We start from the raw sequence: 15,990 nt of genomic DNA, 5'->3' as shown, positions 1-15,990 counted from the left end.
TGCGTCCCCGAACGGCCTCAGGGGGTGCCCGGGGTGTCCGTGTTGGGTGGTTTACGACCCGGTAGGCAGTGCTTAGGCTCCGCAGGACAACGCACAAGATCGTGTCGGGCTCAGCGGGAACTCCCCACCGAGGAGCGCATGATGTGGCTTGCCACCCCTCGCCCGACCTCGGTTTCGGTCCGCGCCGGATCGACGGCATTAGTGGGCCGCGACGTCGAGGTCTCGGCGATCGTGAAGATCCTGCTGCGCCGTCCCGCCGTCGTGCTGATCGAAGGCGAACCCGGGATGGGCCGCAGCAGGCTGCTCGAAGAGCTGGCCGGACGTCGCGAGTTCGCGTCCGCCCGGGTGCTTTCGGGCGCCTGCCAGCCGATGCGCGAACCGTTCCCGTTCGGGCCGGTGCTCGAAGCGCTGCGCTCGGCGGGCGACCGGCCGCTCGGGCCGCTCAGCCCGGTGGCCGGGGTACTGAGACCCTTGCTGCCCGAACTGGCGGAAAGCCTTCCGCCCCAACCGGAACCGCTCGCCGACCCGTGCGCCGAACGCCACCGCCAGTTCCGCGCCGTCCGTGAACTCCTGATCGCCTGCGGGCCCGCGCTCGTCCTGATCGACGACCTCCAGTGGGCCGACGAAGGCACCCGTGACCTCTTGCGTTTCCTCGCCGCCGCGATGCCCGCCGAGCTGGCCGTCGTCGCGGCCTACCGGACCGGTTCCCCCTCCGGGCACGGTGCCGGCATCCCGTTCCGCACCCCGCCGAACGTCCAGACCGCCCGCGTGACGCTGGGCCCCCTCGATCTCGACGCCGTCGGGAAGCTCGCGGAGGAACTGCTGGACCTGCCGAGGGTTTCCGCGCCGTTCACCGCGAAGCTCCACGAAAGCACCGCCGGGATCCCGTTCGTGGTCGAGGAGACCCTGCGGGCGCTGCGCGACGCGGCGGGGCGGCTGCCGATCGGCGAAGTGCTGGGCGACCGGCTGCTGGAAAGCCTCGAAGTCCCGATCTCCCTGCGCGAGGCCATCACCGAACGGCTCGACGCGCTGCCGGAACCCGCCGTCCGGCTCGCCCGCGCGGCGGCGGTGCTCGCCGTCCCCTCCGAACCGACCGTGATCGGTGAACTCGCCTGCCTCGACGGCGACGCCCTCCGCACCGCCCTGTTGTCCACTTTGGACGGCGGCGTGCTCGGCGAACTCGGCGGCGACCGCTACGGCTTCCGGCATCCCTTGGCCCGCAAGGCCGTTTACGACACGATCAGCGGTCCGGAACGGACTCTGCTGCACTCGCGCGCCATCAAGGTGCTCGCCGAGCAGCCCGCCCCGCCGCTGACCCTGCTGGCGAACCATTCGCGCGCGGCGGGCCGGACCGGGCAATGGCGCCACTACGCCGAAGCCGCGGCCGACGAGGCCATCGCCCACGGCGACACCTCACGCGCCATCGACCTGCTCCAGTCCGTGCTGGCCGAGGCGGGACTCGGCGAGGACGACATCGCGCGGCTGGCCACGAAGCTCAGCCAGGTCGCGCTGCGCGGGTTCCGCCCGGACGTCATCGAGACGCTGGAGCGGATCCTCGAAGACCTCACCGACCTGCGCCCGAGCGTGCGCGGGACGATCCGGCTCAGCCTCGGGATGCTGCTGGTCCGCACGATCGGGCGGCTCGCCCGCGGCCGGGTCGAGGTGGAGAAGGCGATCACCGAACTGGTCGACGAGCCGGAGCTGGCCGCGCGCGGGATCAACCTGCTCGCCCAGCCGATCGACGGGCTGACCCCGTTGTCCTGGCACGAGGTCTGGATGGACCGGGCTCGCGAGGTCTTCGACCGGATCGAAGACCCGGAGCTGCGCCTCGCGCTGCTCGGTGACCGGATCTCCACCCAGGCGCATATCGGCGACGGCTCGGCCTGGACCGAGTTCACCGAACTGGCCGACCAGGGCGGCGGAGTGGCCGAACGGGTCCAGCTGGCCAGGATGTGGTGCAACCTCGCCGACGCGCAGTCCTGGGCCGGACATCTGGCGAGAGCGGAAAAGCTGGTCACGGAAGGGATCCGCCGCGCGACCGACGCGGGCGCGCTCTACGCCGCCGGGCTCGCGCAGGGCACCAGGGTCCGGCTCGACTGGGTGCGCGGCGACTGGTCCGGGCTCGCGGAGGCCACCGAACAGCTCCGCGACGGCTATCCCGACCTGGGGCCGATCGTCATGGAATGCTCGCTCGTCCTCGGCGGGCTGGCCGCCGTGCGCGGGGAATTCGCCGCCGCGCAACGACATCTGGCCGCGGCGAGCGTGCACGCGCCGGAACACGGGCCCATCCCGGTCGTCCTCTCGGCGGCGGGCGTCCTGATCCGGGTGCTCCTCGCGACGGACGACGTCGACGGGGCGTGCGCGGCGGCCGACAACGCCGTCGCGGCGGCCCGGCGCAAGAGTGTCTGGGTGTGGGCGGCGGCGCTGGTGCCCGCCGCGGCCGAGGCCTACACACGGGCCGGGCGCTGGTCGGAGGCGGACGCCGTGGTCGAGGAATTCGCCCGCGGCGTGGACGGCAAGGATTCGCCGGTCTCCCGGGTCGCGCTGCTCGCCGGCCGGGCGATCCTGCTCGACGCGCGCGGCAAACATCCCGCCGCGGCAACGGTTTTCGACGAGGCCGCAGCCGGTTACGAAGCGCTGCCGATGCCCTATCAGGCCATCGGCGCCCGCGAGCGGGCTGCGCTGTGCCGTCTAACCGCGGGCCGTCTGACCGGGGGCCGTCTCGACGCGGGCGACCGCAAGGCGATCGAGGAGCTCGCGGCGGCCGCGGAGGCCTACGAGCGGCTCGGCGCGACCAGGGACGCCGGCCGCTGCCGCCACCTGCTCCGGGAACACGGCGCGTGGGCGCCTTCGCAGCGCGGGCGGCGTGGCTACGGCCAGGAGCTCTCGCCCCGCGAACTGGAGGTCGCGCGCATGCTTTCCGACGGACGCACGAATCGAGAGATAGCGGACGGATTGTTCCTTTCGCCGCGTACGGTCGAACAGCACGTCGCGAAAGTCCTGCGGAAACTGGGCGCCCGTTCGCGGACCGACGTGGCCCGCCGGATGACGACCTACGCCCCCGCGACGGCCGACCGGTAACGCGCCGGTGAACAGGCCGTTATTCCTTTAGGGGCAAGAAAAGTGCCCGATCGGGCATGGTGATCCATTCCATCGGGTTCAGCGGTGTACGTATGGTTCCGTAGGTTCATGCGCTGTGCTAGTTTGTTTTGGCCATTAACAAAGTCGGGGCCCGACCCCGTGAGGGAGTAGCGCAGAAGCATGGCTGAGCGAGCCGATTTCGCGCTGGGGACGGTCGAGGCGACAGTGGTCGGGCGGGCGCTTGGCGTCGATGCCCGCTTGTTTCCCTTGCGCGTCCAGAACACTTCGATCGACCCGGACCGGTACGCCGCGATCATCCGGAAGGTCTACACCGATCTCGAACAGCGCCGCCTGTCGATCAACGGCGAGCTGAACAAGGCCGTCCGCACCGCGTTCGAGCTGCTCGGGAACCACCGGATCACCGTTTCGATCAACGGTATCGACGGCATCGGCCAGGACATCGCCGTCCTCGCGCTCACCGACGGCAGGCAGGCGCTCGGCATCACGCAGGCCCACGGCGAAGACCTCCTGCAGTTCGCGCTCTTCGACGACGAGGAGCTGGTCGAGGTCCTCTCCGGGGTGCTGCCGCGGATGCGCCCCGCGTCGACCGGCCGCCGCACCCTCGTGCAGAAGGAGGAGCGCGCCGTCTCCGCGATGGCCGCGCGCCGCCAGGCCGAAGCCGAGTTCGACGAGGAAGAGACCGACGCGTTCGGGAACCTCCAATTCACCGGCGTCGTCCGCGCCCGGCCGGAGGCCCCGGCGCCGCGCAACGACGAGAGCGACGTCGAGGTCCTGGAGAAGGTGCTGTCCGGGACCCGCCTCGGCGGCGGCTACATCATCGTGAGCGGGATCGGCCGCCGCGGCGAACGGCTCCGGTCGACACCGTTGAGCTGGCTCGACACCGAAGACGGCCGGTACCTGATCCGGACCGAGACCGACGAGACCTCCGGCGCCGTGATCGGTCACTACGACCCGGCCAGTCAATCGGGCGTGGCGAACGCGATCCGGGACGCCATCGCGGACATCTACTGACCTTCCTGAATCCGGCGAGAGGACCCTCCGTTGACCGAGGAAGCACAAGAACTGCAGCCGATGATGGCGGCGCGCAAGGTGGCGTTCGCGAGCGCGCGGCTGAAGGAGATGGCCAAGCAGGGCGGCTTCGCGGTCGACGAGACCACCGGCCAGGAGATGATCCGTTCGCTCCAGGGTGTGATCGACAGCCTCGAAGAGCGCTGGAGCGCGCTGACCAAGCTGCAGAAGTCACCTCCGATGAGCTCCACCGCGACCGCCCGCTGGGTGTCCGAGCACATGCACGGCACCGCGACGGACGCGCAAGGTCTGCTCACCCAGCTCCAGGCCGCTCGCGCCGAGTTCCCCACCTACATCGAGGCGATCGAGCTCGCCCAGCGGAACTACCGGGAACGCGACACGCAGAACCAGCGTGACCTGAAGCGGATCGACACCGAGATCTGAAGGAGAGACCTGTGACCGAATCCGAGGAGAAGACGGCGAAGGTCTCCGACCCGAACTCGCCCGACTACGACAAGCTGGACCCGAACTACGACCCGACGGCCGACTCGTCGTCCGACTACTACGTCGGACCGCTGGCGGACGAGGCCGCCTCCGGCGACGAGATCCGGGCCGGGGCCTCGGCCGGGACGGACCTCCTCTTCAACATCCTCGGCTGGGGTGACAAGGCGCTCGACGGCGTCAAGGACATCTTCACGCAGAAGATGTACGAGGGGCAGCTGGAGAAGGCGCGCGAAGGTCTCGACAAGAACCTGGACATCCGCAAGCCCGGCGAGCCGCCGTCCACGGTCTGGGCGAACGCCACCCACGAGCAGATGCAGACCGCGATCGGGGACAACGCGGATCCGGCCGCGGTGGCCGAGACCTCCGAAGAGTGGATCCGGGCGGGCAACGACCTGGCCTCGCACCAGCGCAACCTGGCGAAGGCGATCAGCGCGAGCACGGCCAACTGGGAGGGCGAAGGCGGCGACGCGGCCCGTGAGCACCTCGCCGGTGTCGGCAAATGGCTCGGCTCGACCGCGAACGGCGCGACGCTGGCCGGGCGGCAGCAGCAGATCCACTCGCAGACGCTCAACGAGACGCAGAAGCAGATGGCGGCGAACCCGCCGGTGGCGTTCAGCGTGCAGGAGGCCAACGCCAACCTGCAGAAGATCACCGACCCGTACGTCTACATGGCGCAGCTCGGGAAGGATCTCTCCACCTTCAAGAAGCAGCAGGACGCGCGGGACCAGGCCGCGAAGGTGATGACCGACTTCGACACCACGGTCGGCTCGGCGATCGCCACCCCGGCGTTCCCCGCCCCGCCGAAGCTGGCGTCGGCGACCAGGCAGCTGCAAGGGAGTCCCGCCGGCGGTGGCGCGGGTTCGCCCGCGGGCACGCTTCGCGACCGGATGTCGCCCGAAGGCGCCGATGGCACCCCGTTCAGCGCGACCTCGGACCGGACGCGTCCGGACGGCCTCGTCGCTTCGATGGACGGGACGCCGCAGGGCGGGGCCGGTGGTCCCGGCGGTGTGTCGCCGTTCAGCTCGCCGACCGGCGGGCCGGGCGGAGGTCCCGGTGGTGGACCGGGCGGAGGTCCTGGCGGAAGTCCCGGCGGCTTCCCCGGCGGCGGTGGTCCCGGTAGCGGCGGCCCTGGCGGCAACCTGAACATGCCCACCATCCCGAACGGGCCGACCGGCGGCGAGACCTACAAGCCCGCCGCGTCGTCGGGCCCGAACCTCCCGAACATGCCCAAGATCGACGACACCACGCGCACGACGGGCTACACGCCCCCGTCCGTTTCGCCGCCGTCGTTCACCCCGCCGAACATCCCGATCCCGGAAAGCGGCGGACCGCGGCCCGGCGGTGGTCTTCCGTTCACGCCGCCGAACATCCCCCTCCCGAACGGGCCCAACGGGCCCACCAGCGGCGGGCCGAGGCCGGTCATGCCGAACATCCCGCCGATCCCGCGGCCCGGCGGCATCGGCGAACGGCTCACCGGCCCCTCGTTCCCCGACGGCAACTCGTACAAGGGCACGCCGTACAACGCGCCCAAACTCGGCATGCCGAACATCCCCGGCGGTGGCGGCACCGGCGGGACCAGTGGCTTCGGCGGCGGCGGTACCGGTGCGGGTGGCGCGGGCGGCGGCGGTCTCGGTGGCGCCGGACGGGCGTCCGGCTCGCTCGGCATGGGCGGCGCCGTCGGCGCGGGCGCGTTGGACGCCGAAGCGGCCGCGGCCCGTGCGGCGGCCTCCGGCGGCAAGCCCGGTACCCCCGGCGGCATGGGGCCGATGGGCGGGATGGCCCCCGGCGCCGGCAAGGGACAGGGCCAGGACGACAAGGAGCACAAGGTCGCCGACTACGTCGAATCCGACGACCCGTCCTTCTTCGCGGCCGACGAGGTCGTGGCGCCGCCGGTGATCGGCGACTGGAAGAACAAGGACTGGAAGTGACGGCCTCGTTCGAGGTCGATCCGGACGACCTGACCGCGCACGCGAGCCATCTCGACGGGCTCGTGGACCGGCTGAACACCGCGCACGCCGCGACCGGTTCGGCGATGTCGGCGGACGCGTACGGCCTGCTGTGCGCGTTCCTGCCGCCGATCGTCAACCCGGCGGGCGAACGCGCGGCGGAGACGATCAAGGCGGCCGTGGAAGGGATACAGGCGACGGCCGACAACGTCCGCACCGCCGCAAAGTCCTATGTAGACGGTGACAAGACCAACGCGGAACCGTTCAAAGCGGACTTCTCCGCCTTGGACATCGGAGGAAAGAAGTGACCGGCGCGAACGAGCTCGGCGAGCTCATGCTGGACCCGGACGAGGCCCAGCGCAAAATGGAGCGATGGGCCGCCGGGCTGGAAGAGAAGGCCCAGCGGTACGCGGCCGCACAGGAGCGGACGGAGCAGCTCCGGCTGACCGCGTCCAGCTCCGACGGCGCCGTGAAGATCACCGTCGGGGCGGACGGCGGCGTGACGGACATCGAGTTCGGGAACAAGGCCAGGACGTACCCGCTGGAGGAACTGTCGCGGGCGATCCTGCAGACCATGCACCAGGCGCAGGCCGGGATCGCGGGCCAGGTCGCCGAGGTCATGCAGGAATCGCTCGGCGACGAGGACCAGGAGACCAGGGCGCTGATGATCGGCACCCTGCGCAGCCGCTTCCCCGAGATCGAAGAGGAAGAGCCGCCGCCTCCGCCGCCCGCACCCCCGGCGTCGTCGTCCGACGCTCCGCCTCCGCCGCAGGCACCTCGGGAACGGCGTCACGAAGCGCCGGACGACGAGGAGAACTCGCCCTGGTAGTCCTTGGGCTGTCCAAAAAGGACACCCTTCGGGGTTGAGGCGTCTGATTTGGGCACTTTGCGCGGTATTGCGCGGGGGTCGTGAGTGGCAAGGGTCGTTCTAACCCTCTTTACCACTCACGACCCCACGCGAAACCGGACTTGCTGGCGCAAAGCAGGCATGCGCTGTCCGGAAAGTGACCACTGTGGACACCAAAGGCCTCAGGCGGCACAACGCGGCTCACCCCTGAAGTACGTGAAGGCCCCCTTCATTGCGTCTAGCGCAGTGAAGGGGGCCTTCACGCGCCACCGCTGCGACTGCGGGGTCTGGTGGTGTTGCTGAGGCTTCGGTGATGAACGCGTAGTCCGTGAACGCCTCCTTCCCTACCTTGAGGGTAGGCAAGGAGGCCTTCACGGACCTTTGACCAACGGGCCTTAACCGTCCTCACCACTCACGAGGCGGTCAAGCGGCCGCGAGTGAGACCACGCGGTTCCGCCCGCTGTTCTTCGCCTGGTAGAGCGCGGAGTCGGCGACGTGCAGCAGCCGCTCCAGCACCGTTCCGCCCGACGGGTACACCGCCGCGCCGATCGACACCGAAAGCCCTCGCACGACCCGGGGCCCCGACGCGGTCGCGACCTCGACCTCGATCGCCATCACCGCCCGGCGGACCCGCTCGGCCACGGGGAGCACCTCGGTCTCCGTCGCCCCGGGAAGCAGCACGACGAACTCCTCGCCACCGAAGCGACCGACGGAGTCGTAGTCGCGTACGTGCTCGGAGATCGTCTTCGCGACGACCTTGAGCACGACGTCGCCCGCGAGATGCCCGTAGACGTCGTTGACCTGCTTGAAGTGGTCGAGGTCGAGCATCAGCACCCCGAGTTTGCTCTTCGCCCTCGCCGCCAGCGAAAGCTCCCGTTCGCTCAGCGCGTGCCACGCGTGCGCGTTCAGGACGCCGGTCTTGCCGTCGATGTTCGCCGCGATCTCCAGCTGCCGCACCAGCACGCTGCGGTGCAGCACCAGCACCGGGAGCAGCACGAACGGGACCAGCGCCGGGGCGTGCACGATGCCCAGCGCGGTCGAGGTCCCGAGCACCAGGGTGGTGACCTCCAGCAGGTTGTCGTCGCCGGTGCCGAACAGCGACCGCAGGGAGCGGGCCCCCGTGTGCAGGTACACCGAGAGCGCCACGATGAACGCGTTGACCACGGTGAACACGGCCGCCGCTTCGACGATCTTCAGCGAGCCGGCGAACCCGACGGGCAGGCCGTTCCAGCCGGCGACGATGGCCCCCGCGGCCAGGCAGGAGATCACGATCGCCGCCGCGCAGTACACGACGCGGTAGGCCGGGCGGTGGCTCATCCCCCGCCACACCCGGAACCAAAGATGCAGGTAGATGAGCAAAGCGAGGGCGAGCGCGAGCCCGGACGGCAGGACGAGCACCCCCGCGAACGTCCACACCGAAGTCATGTTGATATGCGGCCGGTCGCACAGCGTGCGCCGCAACCGTTCCACCGAACGCGAAAGCTCGGCCTGCAGAACAGCGAGGCCGAGCAGTGATCCAAATCGGACGAATTCCGTAGTGTCGTAGTTCGATCGGAGCAAGGCGATTACGGCGACTGCCGCCGCGAGGCCTTCCACCACAAGAAAAACCGCGGGAACACCGCGTGGTCCGGACCATAATTCCCAGCGTCGGACCCTGGCTCTCAGACGTGTGCCGGCCCCTTCTCCGGCGAGTTCAACTTCCCCCATAATCATCGTCACCGGTCCCCCTTCCGTGCACAATTCAATGTATCCGAGGTAGTACTGAGGGTGGCTCGAGTCATTTCCGGAACACACAGATGGAGCAGTGGGAGGGAGGACCATCATGAACGGTCGCGAGGACTGATCCCACCGATTCAGCCGGTTCGGCTCCCGGTTGGGAGCCAGACATCGGGGCCGGTGGCGATGGCGCGTTTCCACGCCATCGCCATCGGTCCCGCCGAGGCGACGGCCACCGTCGCGGCCACCCCGACGGCCACGAACGGACCGGTCAACTGGGCGAGACCGCCCGCGAGCATGATCCCGATTCCTTGCACGGTCACCAAACTCGTCGAGGTCAGCCCCATCACCTGCGCCCGGACGCCGTCCGGCACCGCGCGGGCCATCAACGCGACCGCCTGCAGGTGGTACGGCGCCGCGAAGGCCCCGCTGAGCCCGATCAGCGCGAGGCAGACGGGCAAGGACGGGCGAAAGAAGAGGAACACCAAAGGAACGACGGATGCGATGGCGAGAATGCCGACGATTCGCGTTTTCCGTCGCGCCGGAACCCATTTCGTGAAGATCCACGAACCTATTACCGAACCGATCGGATCGGCCGCGAGAATAAGTCCGACCGCGAAACTGCCCGCCCCGAGCCCGACGGCGAGCGGTGCCGCGAGCCCTTCCGGCGCGATGGCGAACCCGGCGAGCATCTTCAACCCGAAGAGCACCCGGATTCCCTTGCCCTGCCACAGTTCCTTGGCGCCTTCGCCACTGAAAGCCCGCGCCACACGGCTTTTCACCGAAGATTCCGTGGCGGCGGGCCCTCGGCGGCGCACTCCGGCGGAGACGAGCAGCGCCGAGACCACAAAGGTCACCGCGTCGATCACCAGTCCCCAGTAGGGCGTCACGAGCCCGATGACCAGTCCGCCACCGCCGAATCCGGCCAGTTGTGCCGTTTGGATGGTGATCGTCCGGACCGCGAGCCCGGCGACGTATCGGTCGCCTTCGAGGACGTCCGGGAGCAACGCGAGCTGCGCCGCCCGGAACGGACCGCCCGCCATCGTCAGGATCACCAGCAGTCCGGCAAGGACCGGCAGCGGTATCCCCGGGACGGCCATCAGCGCCGCGACCGCGGCGCGCACCAGGTCGCAGACGATCATCACCGTCCGCCGCGAATACCGGTCCGCCAATCCGGCGAACAGGGTGCCGCCGATCAGCGTCGGCAGATACGTCAGGCCGTAGGTGAGCCCGGTTAGCCCGGCCGACGCCGTTCTTTCCCAGACCAGCACCGACAACGCGACCCTGGCCAGCTGGTCACCGGCCTGCGAAAGCGCCTCGGCCGCCCACAACGCACGGAACTCGCCGACCGCGAAAGCGGCCCTGAACGCGGTGCCCCGAGCGGAATCCCCCTTTTCCATGAGCCCCTCCCCTTGGCTCACGGTAGTCGATCACTTCCGCAGTGTCAGCGGCCATCCGGCCCACGTCGACCGTCAGTGTCCACTGTGGACAGGCACATTCGCGTGTTCCACGGCGGCCGAAGCGAAGGCGCGGACGACCGGATGCGGCCGGGTTCCGTCGCCGGCGAGTTCCGGCTGGAACAGCGTCGCCAGGAAGAACGGGTGCTCCGGCAGTTCCGCGATCCGCGCGTCGCCATCGGCGTCGAATCCGCTGAAGACCAACCCTTTCGCCGCCAAGGTGTCCAGATGCCGGGCGTCGAGACCGTACGAACAGTGGTACCGCTCAACGGAACGCTCCGCCCCGAGAACCCGTGCCGCCAGGGTGCCCGGCGTGACGTGGACGGCGCCTTCGTGCCCGACGAGCGAACACGCGAGCGGGACGATCAACCGCTCTTCCGCGTCCGGCGCGTTCTCCGCGTGCCCGATTCCGCCGAGACCGCAGACGTTCCGCGCGAATTCCAGCAACGCGTGCTGGAAACCGGCGCACGTGCCGAGGAACGGGACACCGTTCTCGCGGGCGGCGCGCACGGTCTCGATCGCACCGGCTTCGGACCGGTAAGGGCTGCCGGGCACCAGCCAGACGGCGTCGAAACCGGTGAGGTCGCCGACGGCGTCCGTCGGGATCCAATAGGCGTCGAGTTCGAGGCCGTCGCGTTCGGCGAGCCGTTGGAAGAGCATCGGGATGCGGACGTGGGAGCGGACGCCGTCCGATCGGTCGCCGACCAGGGCGACCCGGGCTGTCTGTGTCATGCGGCCATCCTGACCCGGGAACCGAGTTCAGCGCCAACGATGATCCTTGCTGTGTTCATAAGCGATACTGATGCTCATGGAGACTCACCTGCTCCGCACCTTCGTGGCGGTGGCCCGCGGCGGCTCGTTCTCGCGGGCGGCCCGCGACCTCGGCTACACGCAATCCGCGATCTCCCAGCACATCGCCGCGCTCGAACAGGACCTCGGCACCGCGCTGCTCACCCGGCGGCCGGTCGCCCCGACGCGCGCCGGGGAACGTCTCCTCGAACACGCCGGTCCGCTGCTGACCCGGCTCGACGCCGCCCGCGCGGACCTCGCCCGGCTCACCGCGGCGCCCAGCGGGCGGGTCGTCCTCGGGCTCACCCCGCTGTCGCTCACCGCCGAAGTCGCCGCCGCCGCGCGTCGTGGCACCGAACTGCGCGTCCTGGGCCGCGAAGACGTCCTGACGGAGGTCGCGACGGGCTCACTCGACCTCGGCCTCGTCGACGGGATGACCGCGCCGAGCGATCCGCTCCCGCTGCCGGACGTCGGCCCGCTCACCACCACCGTCGTCGGCGAACGCCCGCTCGCGGTCGCGGTACCCGACGGTCATCCGATGGCGGGGCGGGCGGTCCGGCTCGCCGAACTCGCCGACGCGGCGTGGATCGACGCGCCGGATACGGCGATTCCGTTGGAACGCTTGAGGAAGTTCGCCTCGACCGACGGATTCCGCGGTCGGCTGCGCTACACCGGGACCGACGTCCGGGGCCTGCTCGGCCTGGTCGCGGCCGGTCAGGGACTGGCGCTGCTCCCGGCGGACGTCATCGCCGGCGTGAGCGCGCTTTCCCTGTCCTCACCGCGCGTGGTGCATCGCACCGAACTCGTGCACGGGGATCCCGGCGAGGGCTCGGCACTGGCCGCCACGCTGACGGGTCAGCGGCCGTAGCCGTAGCTCACCATTCCCTGCGCCATCTGCATCGCCAGCGAACTCGCCACGACGGGATCCATCATGCTCCGGATGTCCTGCGTGGGCTTGTCGCGCGAGCCGAGGTCGGTGCGCGGCTGCTCCGGCGGCCTGGTCTCGGCGGGCGGGAGGGCGACGACGCGTTCCTTGACGGGCTTCTTCTTCGTCGCGGGCGCTTGCTGTTTCACGGTGACCGGGACGTAGACGGTCACCGGCGCGGCCTGCGGCGCGGGCTGCGCGACCGGCGGCGCCGCCTGCTGGGTCGCCACGGCGGGCAACGGCTGCTCGGGCAAGGCGGTGTCGTCGACGGGCTGGAAGCTGAAGGTGCCGGCGAACCAGCCGATCGCGAGCAGCGCCACCCCCGCTCCGCCGACGAGCCAGGAGCGGGCGCGGCGATGGATGACGACGGCCTTGGGCCGGAGATCCTTGTCCACCACCGGTTCGCAGACCGGGGGCCGGACCGGCATCGGCTCGGGCTCGGGTTCGTTCTCCGGGCTGCGCCGCCGTTTCGGCAGACTCGCCGCGATGATCCCGGTCCGGTCCAGCAACTCCGCCGTCTCGACGGAGAGCGCGGCATCGGTCGGCGTACGGCGCTGGGCGGCGCGCGGCATGGGGACCTCCGGAAGGGGAATCACGAACTTGAGCATTGTGGTGCATTTCCGACGCCGCCGTAAGTAACGCACCCCGATCGAGTTATCCCGAGCCGTCCGGACCACGGAGGGTTACTCCGTTCAGTGGCTTCCGCTTTCTCAGAGATTCCGCATTCCCAAGCGCCCCAACAGGGCGAGCGGCCGCTGGTAAAAGGAGCCGAGCACGCGGGGAATCGCGTCGATGGCATACGCGTCCGGACCGATCAGGATCCGCGCCGTCCCCCGTTCGATACCGCGGACGATGGTCTGCGCGGCCTTCTCCGGCGTCGTCCTCGCGATCTTTTCGAATCCCTCGGCGGCTTTGTCGATGTCCCGCTCGGCGCCGCCCCGCGCGTCACGGGCGATATTCGTCTTGATGCCACCGGGATGCACGCAGCTGACCTTGACCGGATGCCGGGCGATCAGCATTTCCTGCCGCAGCGCCTCGGTGAACCCCCGCACCGCGAATTTCGCGGCGTTGTACGCGCTCTGCGTGGGCACGCCGATGAAGCCGAACACACTCGAAAGGTTGACGATGTGCCCGTCACCCGAAGCGATCACCTGCGGCAGAAACGCTTTCGTACCGTTGACCACGCCGCCGAGGTTGATCCCCATCAGCCAGTCGTAGTCGTCCCAGGTCATTTCCTCGACCGTGGCACCGAGCGCGACCCCGGCGTTGTTCACCACCACGTTGGCGCCGCCGAAATCGACGGCGACCTCCTCGGCGTGCGCGAGAACGGCGTCACGGTCGGCGACGTCGAGCTCGTACGCCTTCGCGGTGGCGCCCGCCTTCTCGCACTCCGCGACGGTGCCGGCCGCGCGGACGGCGTCGACGTCGGAGAGCGCCAGCCTGGCGCCTCGCCCCGCGAGCTCGATCGCGAGCGCCTTGCCGATCCCCGAGCCCGCACCCGTGATCACCACGACCTTGTCCGTGAACGACTTCATACCCGCTCCAACCCGCTCGACTGTTACCGGAGGTAACACATACTACGGCTGTGAGCTTGCTGTGCGTTGATCGATTCGGGCTGTGTTCGCCCACCACTTATGGTGATCTGTAACCGGACAGCCGTGGACGAGCGAAAGGAAGGCGATGCGCCGCGCCCTGTTGCTCGTGCTCTGTGTCGTTCTGTCCGGTTGTTCCGCCGCGTCGGATCCCGCCGCGACCGAAGACAGCGCCGTCCCCGCGACGGTGGCGGCCACTCCCGCGGCACCGCAGACCAATCCCGCGATCGGCGCGCTCTTCCTGGACGGAACGCATTTCTGCACGGCCAGCGTCGTCCACAGCGCCCCCGGCGACCTCCTGCTCACGGCGGCGCATTGCCTGCACGACGGCGAAGGCGGCGAGTACGCGACGGGGATCTCGTTCGCACCCGGCTACCACGACGGCGTCGCGCCGTACGGCTACTGGGAAGTCTCCGATCCGCAGGTTCCCGACGGCTGGGCCGATTCCTCCGATCCGGATCTGGACGTCGGGTTCGCGACCGCCCGCCAGGCCGGCACCACGAAGACCCTCGAAAGCGTCACGGGCGCCAACACCCTGCTGACCGGCGGCGGGTTCGATCACCCGATCACCCTGACCGGCTATCCCGACGAACGGGAGGCGCCGGTCGTCTGCCACGGCACCAGCGCCCAGGCCGACACTTATCAGATGCGCGTCGCGTGCCCCGGCTTCACGACCGGCACCAGCGGCGGCCCGTGGGTGGTCGACCCCGACCCCAAGACCGGACTCGGCACCGTCGTCGGCGTGATCGGCGGCTACCTGTACGGCGGGGACGATCCGGACACGTCCTACAGCAGCTACTTCGACACCGACGTCGCCACCTTGTACCGGAAGATGGACGCACGGGGATGATCTCCCCATGAGCATCCACGACGTCCCGATCACCGGTGAGCCGATCCGCCTCGGCCAGTTCCTCAAACTGGCCAACCTGGCCGAAGACGGATCGCACGCCAAAGACCTCCTCGACGCCGAAGAGGTCACGGTCAACGGCGAGGTGGAGGTCCGGCGCGGCCGTCAGCTGACGAACGGCGACGTCGTGGAGGTCGGCGGCGAAGGCGGCCGCGTCGTCCTGGGCTAACGCCCCTGCAGCGGCGCCAGGCGCAACGCCTTCGCGAGTTCTTCCAGCTCGCGGTGCACCGGCTCGTTCAGCGGGACCCCCAGCGCCTGGCACTGTTCGAGGTACTGCGCCTCGCGCCAGCCCGGATAGCGGACCGGGGTGCCGCCCTCCCAGCCGAGCAGGCTGCCGAACAACGCGCTCGCGGCCTTGTAGAACCCGTCGGCGCTGCGCAGCGTCGTCGGCGCGATCGCCATCACCATCAAACCGGTGTCGTGGTCGTGGTCGCCGACGCCCGACAGCACCCCCGCGAAGATCTCCACCAGCAGGGCGAATCCGGCGATCGCGGCGCTGCCCGCGCCGTCGACGTCCCCCAGCGTGTCCAGGTCGAGGACGAATTCGGGGTACGCGCCGGCGGGGGCGGCCATGCCGAGCGGGTTCGCGGCCGTCCCGCGCTCCCCGCCCGCCGCCATGACGAGCCCGATCATGGTGTGCGGCAACGCCCTCGCGGCATGGTGCCCGGCACGGCCGAACGGCCCGACGCCGCGCACCGACATCAGCCCGACGCCGTACCGGCCCGCCCTGGACACCGCCCGGTCCATCGCGTCGCCGACGGCCCACAGGCCCGGCGCGCGGCGGTAATCGATCAGGGCGGCGGCGCCGCGGTCGGCGATCATCAGCGGTTCGGCCCTCGGCCGCACCATCCCGTTGGCCAGCATCGGCAGATGCAACCGGGTCAGTTCGGCGACGCCGGATTCCGGCGTTCCGGTGAGATCGCCGTGGCACAACGCCTCGGCGGCCATCCTGGCCCGCGACCACGGCAGGTCGTGCGCGGTGAAGATCTCGGTGACCAGGTCGATCAGGGCGTCGATCGGGACGCGCTGCCAGATCTGTTCCGGTATCGGGGAGGGTTCGGCCGGTTCGGGGGTCGGCTCGACGGGCGCACGGCGGAGAGAGCGAGGTCTGAGGGGCACTCCGCCGAGGGTGCCTAAACGCGTTTTTCGGCGTCAACGAACCAGAGCAGCTTCTAACCGACTGTGTGATCGGAGCGC

15 protein-coding genes are annotated in these 15,990 nt (G+C 70.0%); 9 read left to right on the top strand and 6 right to left on the bottom strand.

Going from position 1 to position 15,990, the window contains the following annotated elements:
• The first annotated feature begins 141 nt into the window (after nucleotides 1-141).
• The 6 genes from DMC64_RS02135 to DMC64_RS02095 all read left to right on the top strand — a co-directional run bounded on the left by DMC64_RS02135 (nucleotide 142) and on the right by DMC64_RS02095 (nucleotide 7,389).
• The gene (locus DMC64_RS02135) at nucleotides 142-3,081 is read left to right on the top strand and encodes an AAA family ATPase (protein ID WP_125731702.1); all 2,940 of its coding nucleotides are present in this window, start codon (nucleotides 142-144) and stop codon (nucleotides 3,079-3,081) included.
• 180 nt (nucleotides 3,082-3,261) lie between these two features.
• Entirely contained in the window at nucleotides 3,262-4,113 is an 852-nt protein-coding gene (locus DMC64_RS02130; RefSeq protein ID WP_125731700.1) for an ESX secretion-associated protein EspG, read from the top strand.
• Between the two features lie 30 nt (nucleotides 4,114-4,143).
• Nucleotides 4,144-4,554: a hypothetical protein gene (locus tag DMC64_RS02125; protein WP_038507635.1), complete on the top strand. Its 411-nt coding sequence runs from the start codon at nucleotides 4,144-4,146 to the stop codon at nucleotides 4,552-4,554.
• A gap of 11 nt (nucleotides 4,555-4,565) precedes the next feature.
• The gene (locus DMC64_RS42610) at nucleotides 4,566-6,542 is read left to right on the top strand and encodes a WXG100 family type VII secretion target (protein ID WP_148106982.1); all 1,977 of its coding nucleotides are present in this window, start codon (nucleotides 4,566-4,568) and stop codon (nucleotides 6,540-6,542) included.
• Nucleotides 6,539-6,868, top strand: a complete 330-nt coding sequence (locus DMC64_RS02100) for a type VII secretion target (RefSeq protein WP_037333351.1) — start codon at nucleotides 6,539-6,541, stop codon at nucleotides 6,866-6,868. Before DMC64_RS42610 ends, DMC64_RS02100 begins: the two co-directional genes overlap by 4 nt.
• The gene (locus tag DMC64_RS02095; RefSeq protein ID WP_125731694.1) at nucleotides 6,865-7,389 is read left to right on the top strand and encodes a YbaB/EbfC family nucleoid-associated protein; all 525 of its coding nucleotides are present in this window, start codon (nucleotides 6,865-6,867) and stop codon (nucleotides 7,387-7,389) included. The genes DMC64_RS02100 and DMC64_RS02095 overlap by 4 nt, the downstream gene beginning before the upstream one ends.
• Before the next feature lie 441 nt (nucleotides 7,390-7,830).
• Here DMC64_RS02095 and DMC64_RS02090 read toward each other — a convergent pair whose 3' ends face one another.
• The 3 genes from DMC64_RS02090 to DMC64_RS02080 all read right to left on the bottom strand — a co-directional run bounded on the left by DMC64_RS02090 (nucleotide 7,831) and on the right by DMC64_RS02080 (nucleotide 11,312).
• Nucleotides 7,831-8,967: a diguanylate cyclase gene (locus DMC64_RS02090; protein WP_233629537.1), complete on the bottom strand. Its 1,137-nt coding sequence runs from the start codon at nucleotides 8,965-8,967 to the stop codon at nucleotides 7,831-7,833.
• Between the two features lie 293 nt (nucleotides 8,968-9,260).
• Nucleotides 9,261-10,523 carry an MFS transporter gene (locus DMC64_RS02085; RefSeq protein ID WP_125731690.1) on the bottom strand — a complete coding sequence of 421 codons (1,263 nt, stop codon included), beginning with the start codon at nucleotides 10,521-10,523 and terminating at the stop codon, nucleotides 9,261-9,263.
• 72 nt (nucleotides 10,524-10,595) lie between these two features.
• Nucleotides 10,596-11,312, bottom strand: a complete 717-nt coding sequence (locus tag DMC64_RS02080; protein ID WP_125731688.1) for a hypothetical protein — start codon at nucleotides 11,310-11,312, stop codon at nucleotides 10,596-10,598.
• A 76-nt stretch (nucleotides 11,313-11,388) separates the two neighbouring features.
• Here DMC64_RS02080 and DMC64_RS02075 point away from each other — a divergent pair, with 76 nt between their 5' ends.
• On the top strand, nucleotides 11,389-12,237 hold the full coding sequence (locus DMC64_RS02075; protein WP_233629536.1) for a LysR family transcriptional regulator: 849 nt from the start codon (nucleotides 11,389-11,391) through the stop codon (nucleotides 12,235-12,237).
• Here the strand turns inward: DMC64_RS02075 and DMC64_RS02070 are convergent.
• Together DMC64_RS02070 and DMC64_RS02065 are read right to left on the bottom strand one after the other, a co-directional pair.
• The gene (locus DMC64_RS02070; protein WP_052120275.1) at nucleotides 12,225-12,902 is read right to left on the bottom strand and encodes a hypothetical protein; all 678 of its coding nucleotides are present in this window, start codon (nucleotides 12,900-12,902) and stop codon (nucleotides 12,225-12,227) included. The two genes, DMC64_RS02075 and DMC64_RS02070, sit on opposite strands and share 13 nt — an antisense overlap.
• A gap of 102 nt (nucleotides 12,903-13,004) precedes the next feature.
• Nucleotides 13,005-13,829, bottom strand: a complete 825-nt coding sequence (locus DMC64_RS02065) for an SDR family oxidoreductase (protein ID WP_037333367.1) — start codon at nucleotides 13,827-13,829, stop codon at nucleotides 13,005-13,007.
• Between the two features lie 145 nt (nucleotides 13,830-13,974).
• Here DMC64_RS02065 and DMC64_RS02060 point away from each other — a divergent pair, with 145 nt between their 5' ends.
• Nucleotides 13,975-14,736, top strand: a complete 762-nt coding sequence (locus DMC64_RS02060; RefSeq protein ID WP_125731684.1) for a serine protease — start codon at nucleotides 13,975-13,977, stop codon at nucleotides 14,734-14,736.
• Nucleotides 14,737-14,743: 7 nt separating this feature from the next.
• Nucleotides 14,744-14,962 carry an RNA-binding S4 domain-containing protein gene (locus DMC64_RS02055; RefSeq protein WP_016330720.1) on the top strand — a complete coding sequence of 73 codons (219 nt, stop codon included), beginning with the start codon at nucleotides 14,744-14,746 and terminating at the stop codon, nucleotides 14,960-14,962.
• Here DMC64_RS02055 and DMC64_RS02050 read toward each other — a convergent pair.
• Nucleotides 14,959-15,912 carry an Ldh family oxidoreductase gene (locus tag DMC64_RS02050; RefSeq protein ID WP_037333374.1) on the bottom strand — a complete coding sequence of 318 codons (954 nt, stop codon included), beginning with the start codon at nucleotides 15,910-15,912 and terminating at the stop codon, nucleotides 14,959-14,961. The genes DMC64_RS02055 and DMC64_RS02050 overlap by 4 nt on opposite strands.
• Nucleotides 15,913-15,990: the final 78 nt, after the last annotated feature.

The organism is Amycolatopsis sp. WAC 04197 (genome assembly GCF_003947475.1).
GTDB lineage: Bacteria > Actinomycetota > Actinomycetes > Mycobacteriales > Pseudonocardiaceae > Amycolatopsis > Amycolatopsis japonica.
This window is presented reverse-complemented; position numbering and strand designations above follow the sequence as displayed.

Bases quoted from the DNA above. Each gene is read 5' to 3' on its own strand.
- DMC64_RS02135 (WP_125731702.1), top strand. From the start codon at position 142: ATGTGGCTTGCCACCCCTCGCCCGACCTCGGTTTCGGTCCGCGCCGGA.
- DMC64_RS02130 (WP_125731700.1), top strand. From the start codon at position 3,262: ATGGCTGAGCGAGCCGATTTCGCGCTGGGGACGGTCGAGGCGACAGTG.
- DMC64_RS02085 (WP_125731690.1), bottom strand. From the start codon at position 10,523: ATGGAAAAGGGGGATTCCGCTCGGGGCACCGCGTTCAGGGCCGCTTTC.
- DMC64_RS02080 (WP_125731688.1), bottom strand. From the start codon at position 11,312: ATGACACAGACAGCCCGGGTCGCCCTGGTCGGCGACCGATCGGACGGC.
- DMC64_RS02075 (WP_233629536.1), top strand. From the start codon at position 11,389: ATGGAGACTCACCTGCTCCGCACCTTCGTGGCGGTGGCCCGCGGCGGC.
- DMC64_RS02070 (WP_052120275.1), bottom strand. From the start codon at position 12,902: ATGCTCAAGTTCGTGATTCCCCTTCCGGAGGTCCCCATGCCGCGCGCC.
- DMC64_RS02065 (WP_037333367.1), bottom strand. From the start codon at position 13,829: ATGAAGTCGTTCACGGACAAGGTCGTGGTGATCACGGGTGCGGGCTCG.
- DMC64_RS02060 (WP_125731684.1), top strand. From the start codon at position 13,975: ATGCGCCGCGCCCTGTTGCTCGTGCTCTGTGTCGTTCTGTCCGGTTGT.
- DMC64_RS02055 (WP_016330720.1), top strand. From the start codon at position 14,744: ATGAGCATCCACGACGTCCCGATCACCGGTGAGCCGATCCGCCTCGGC.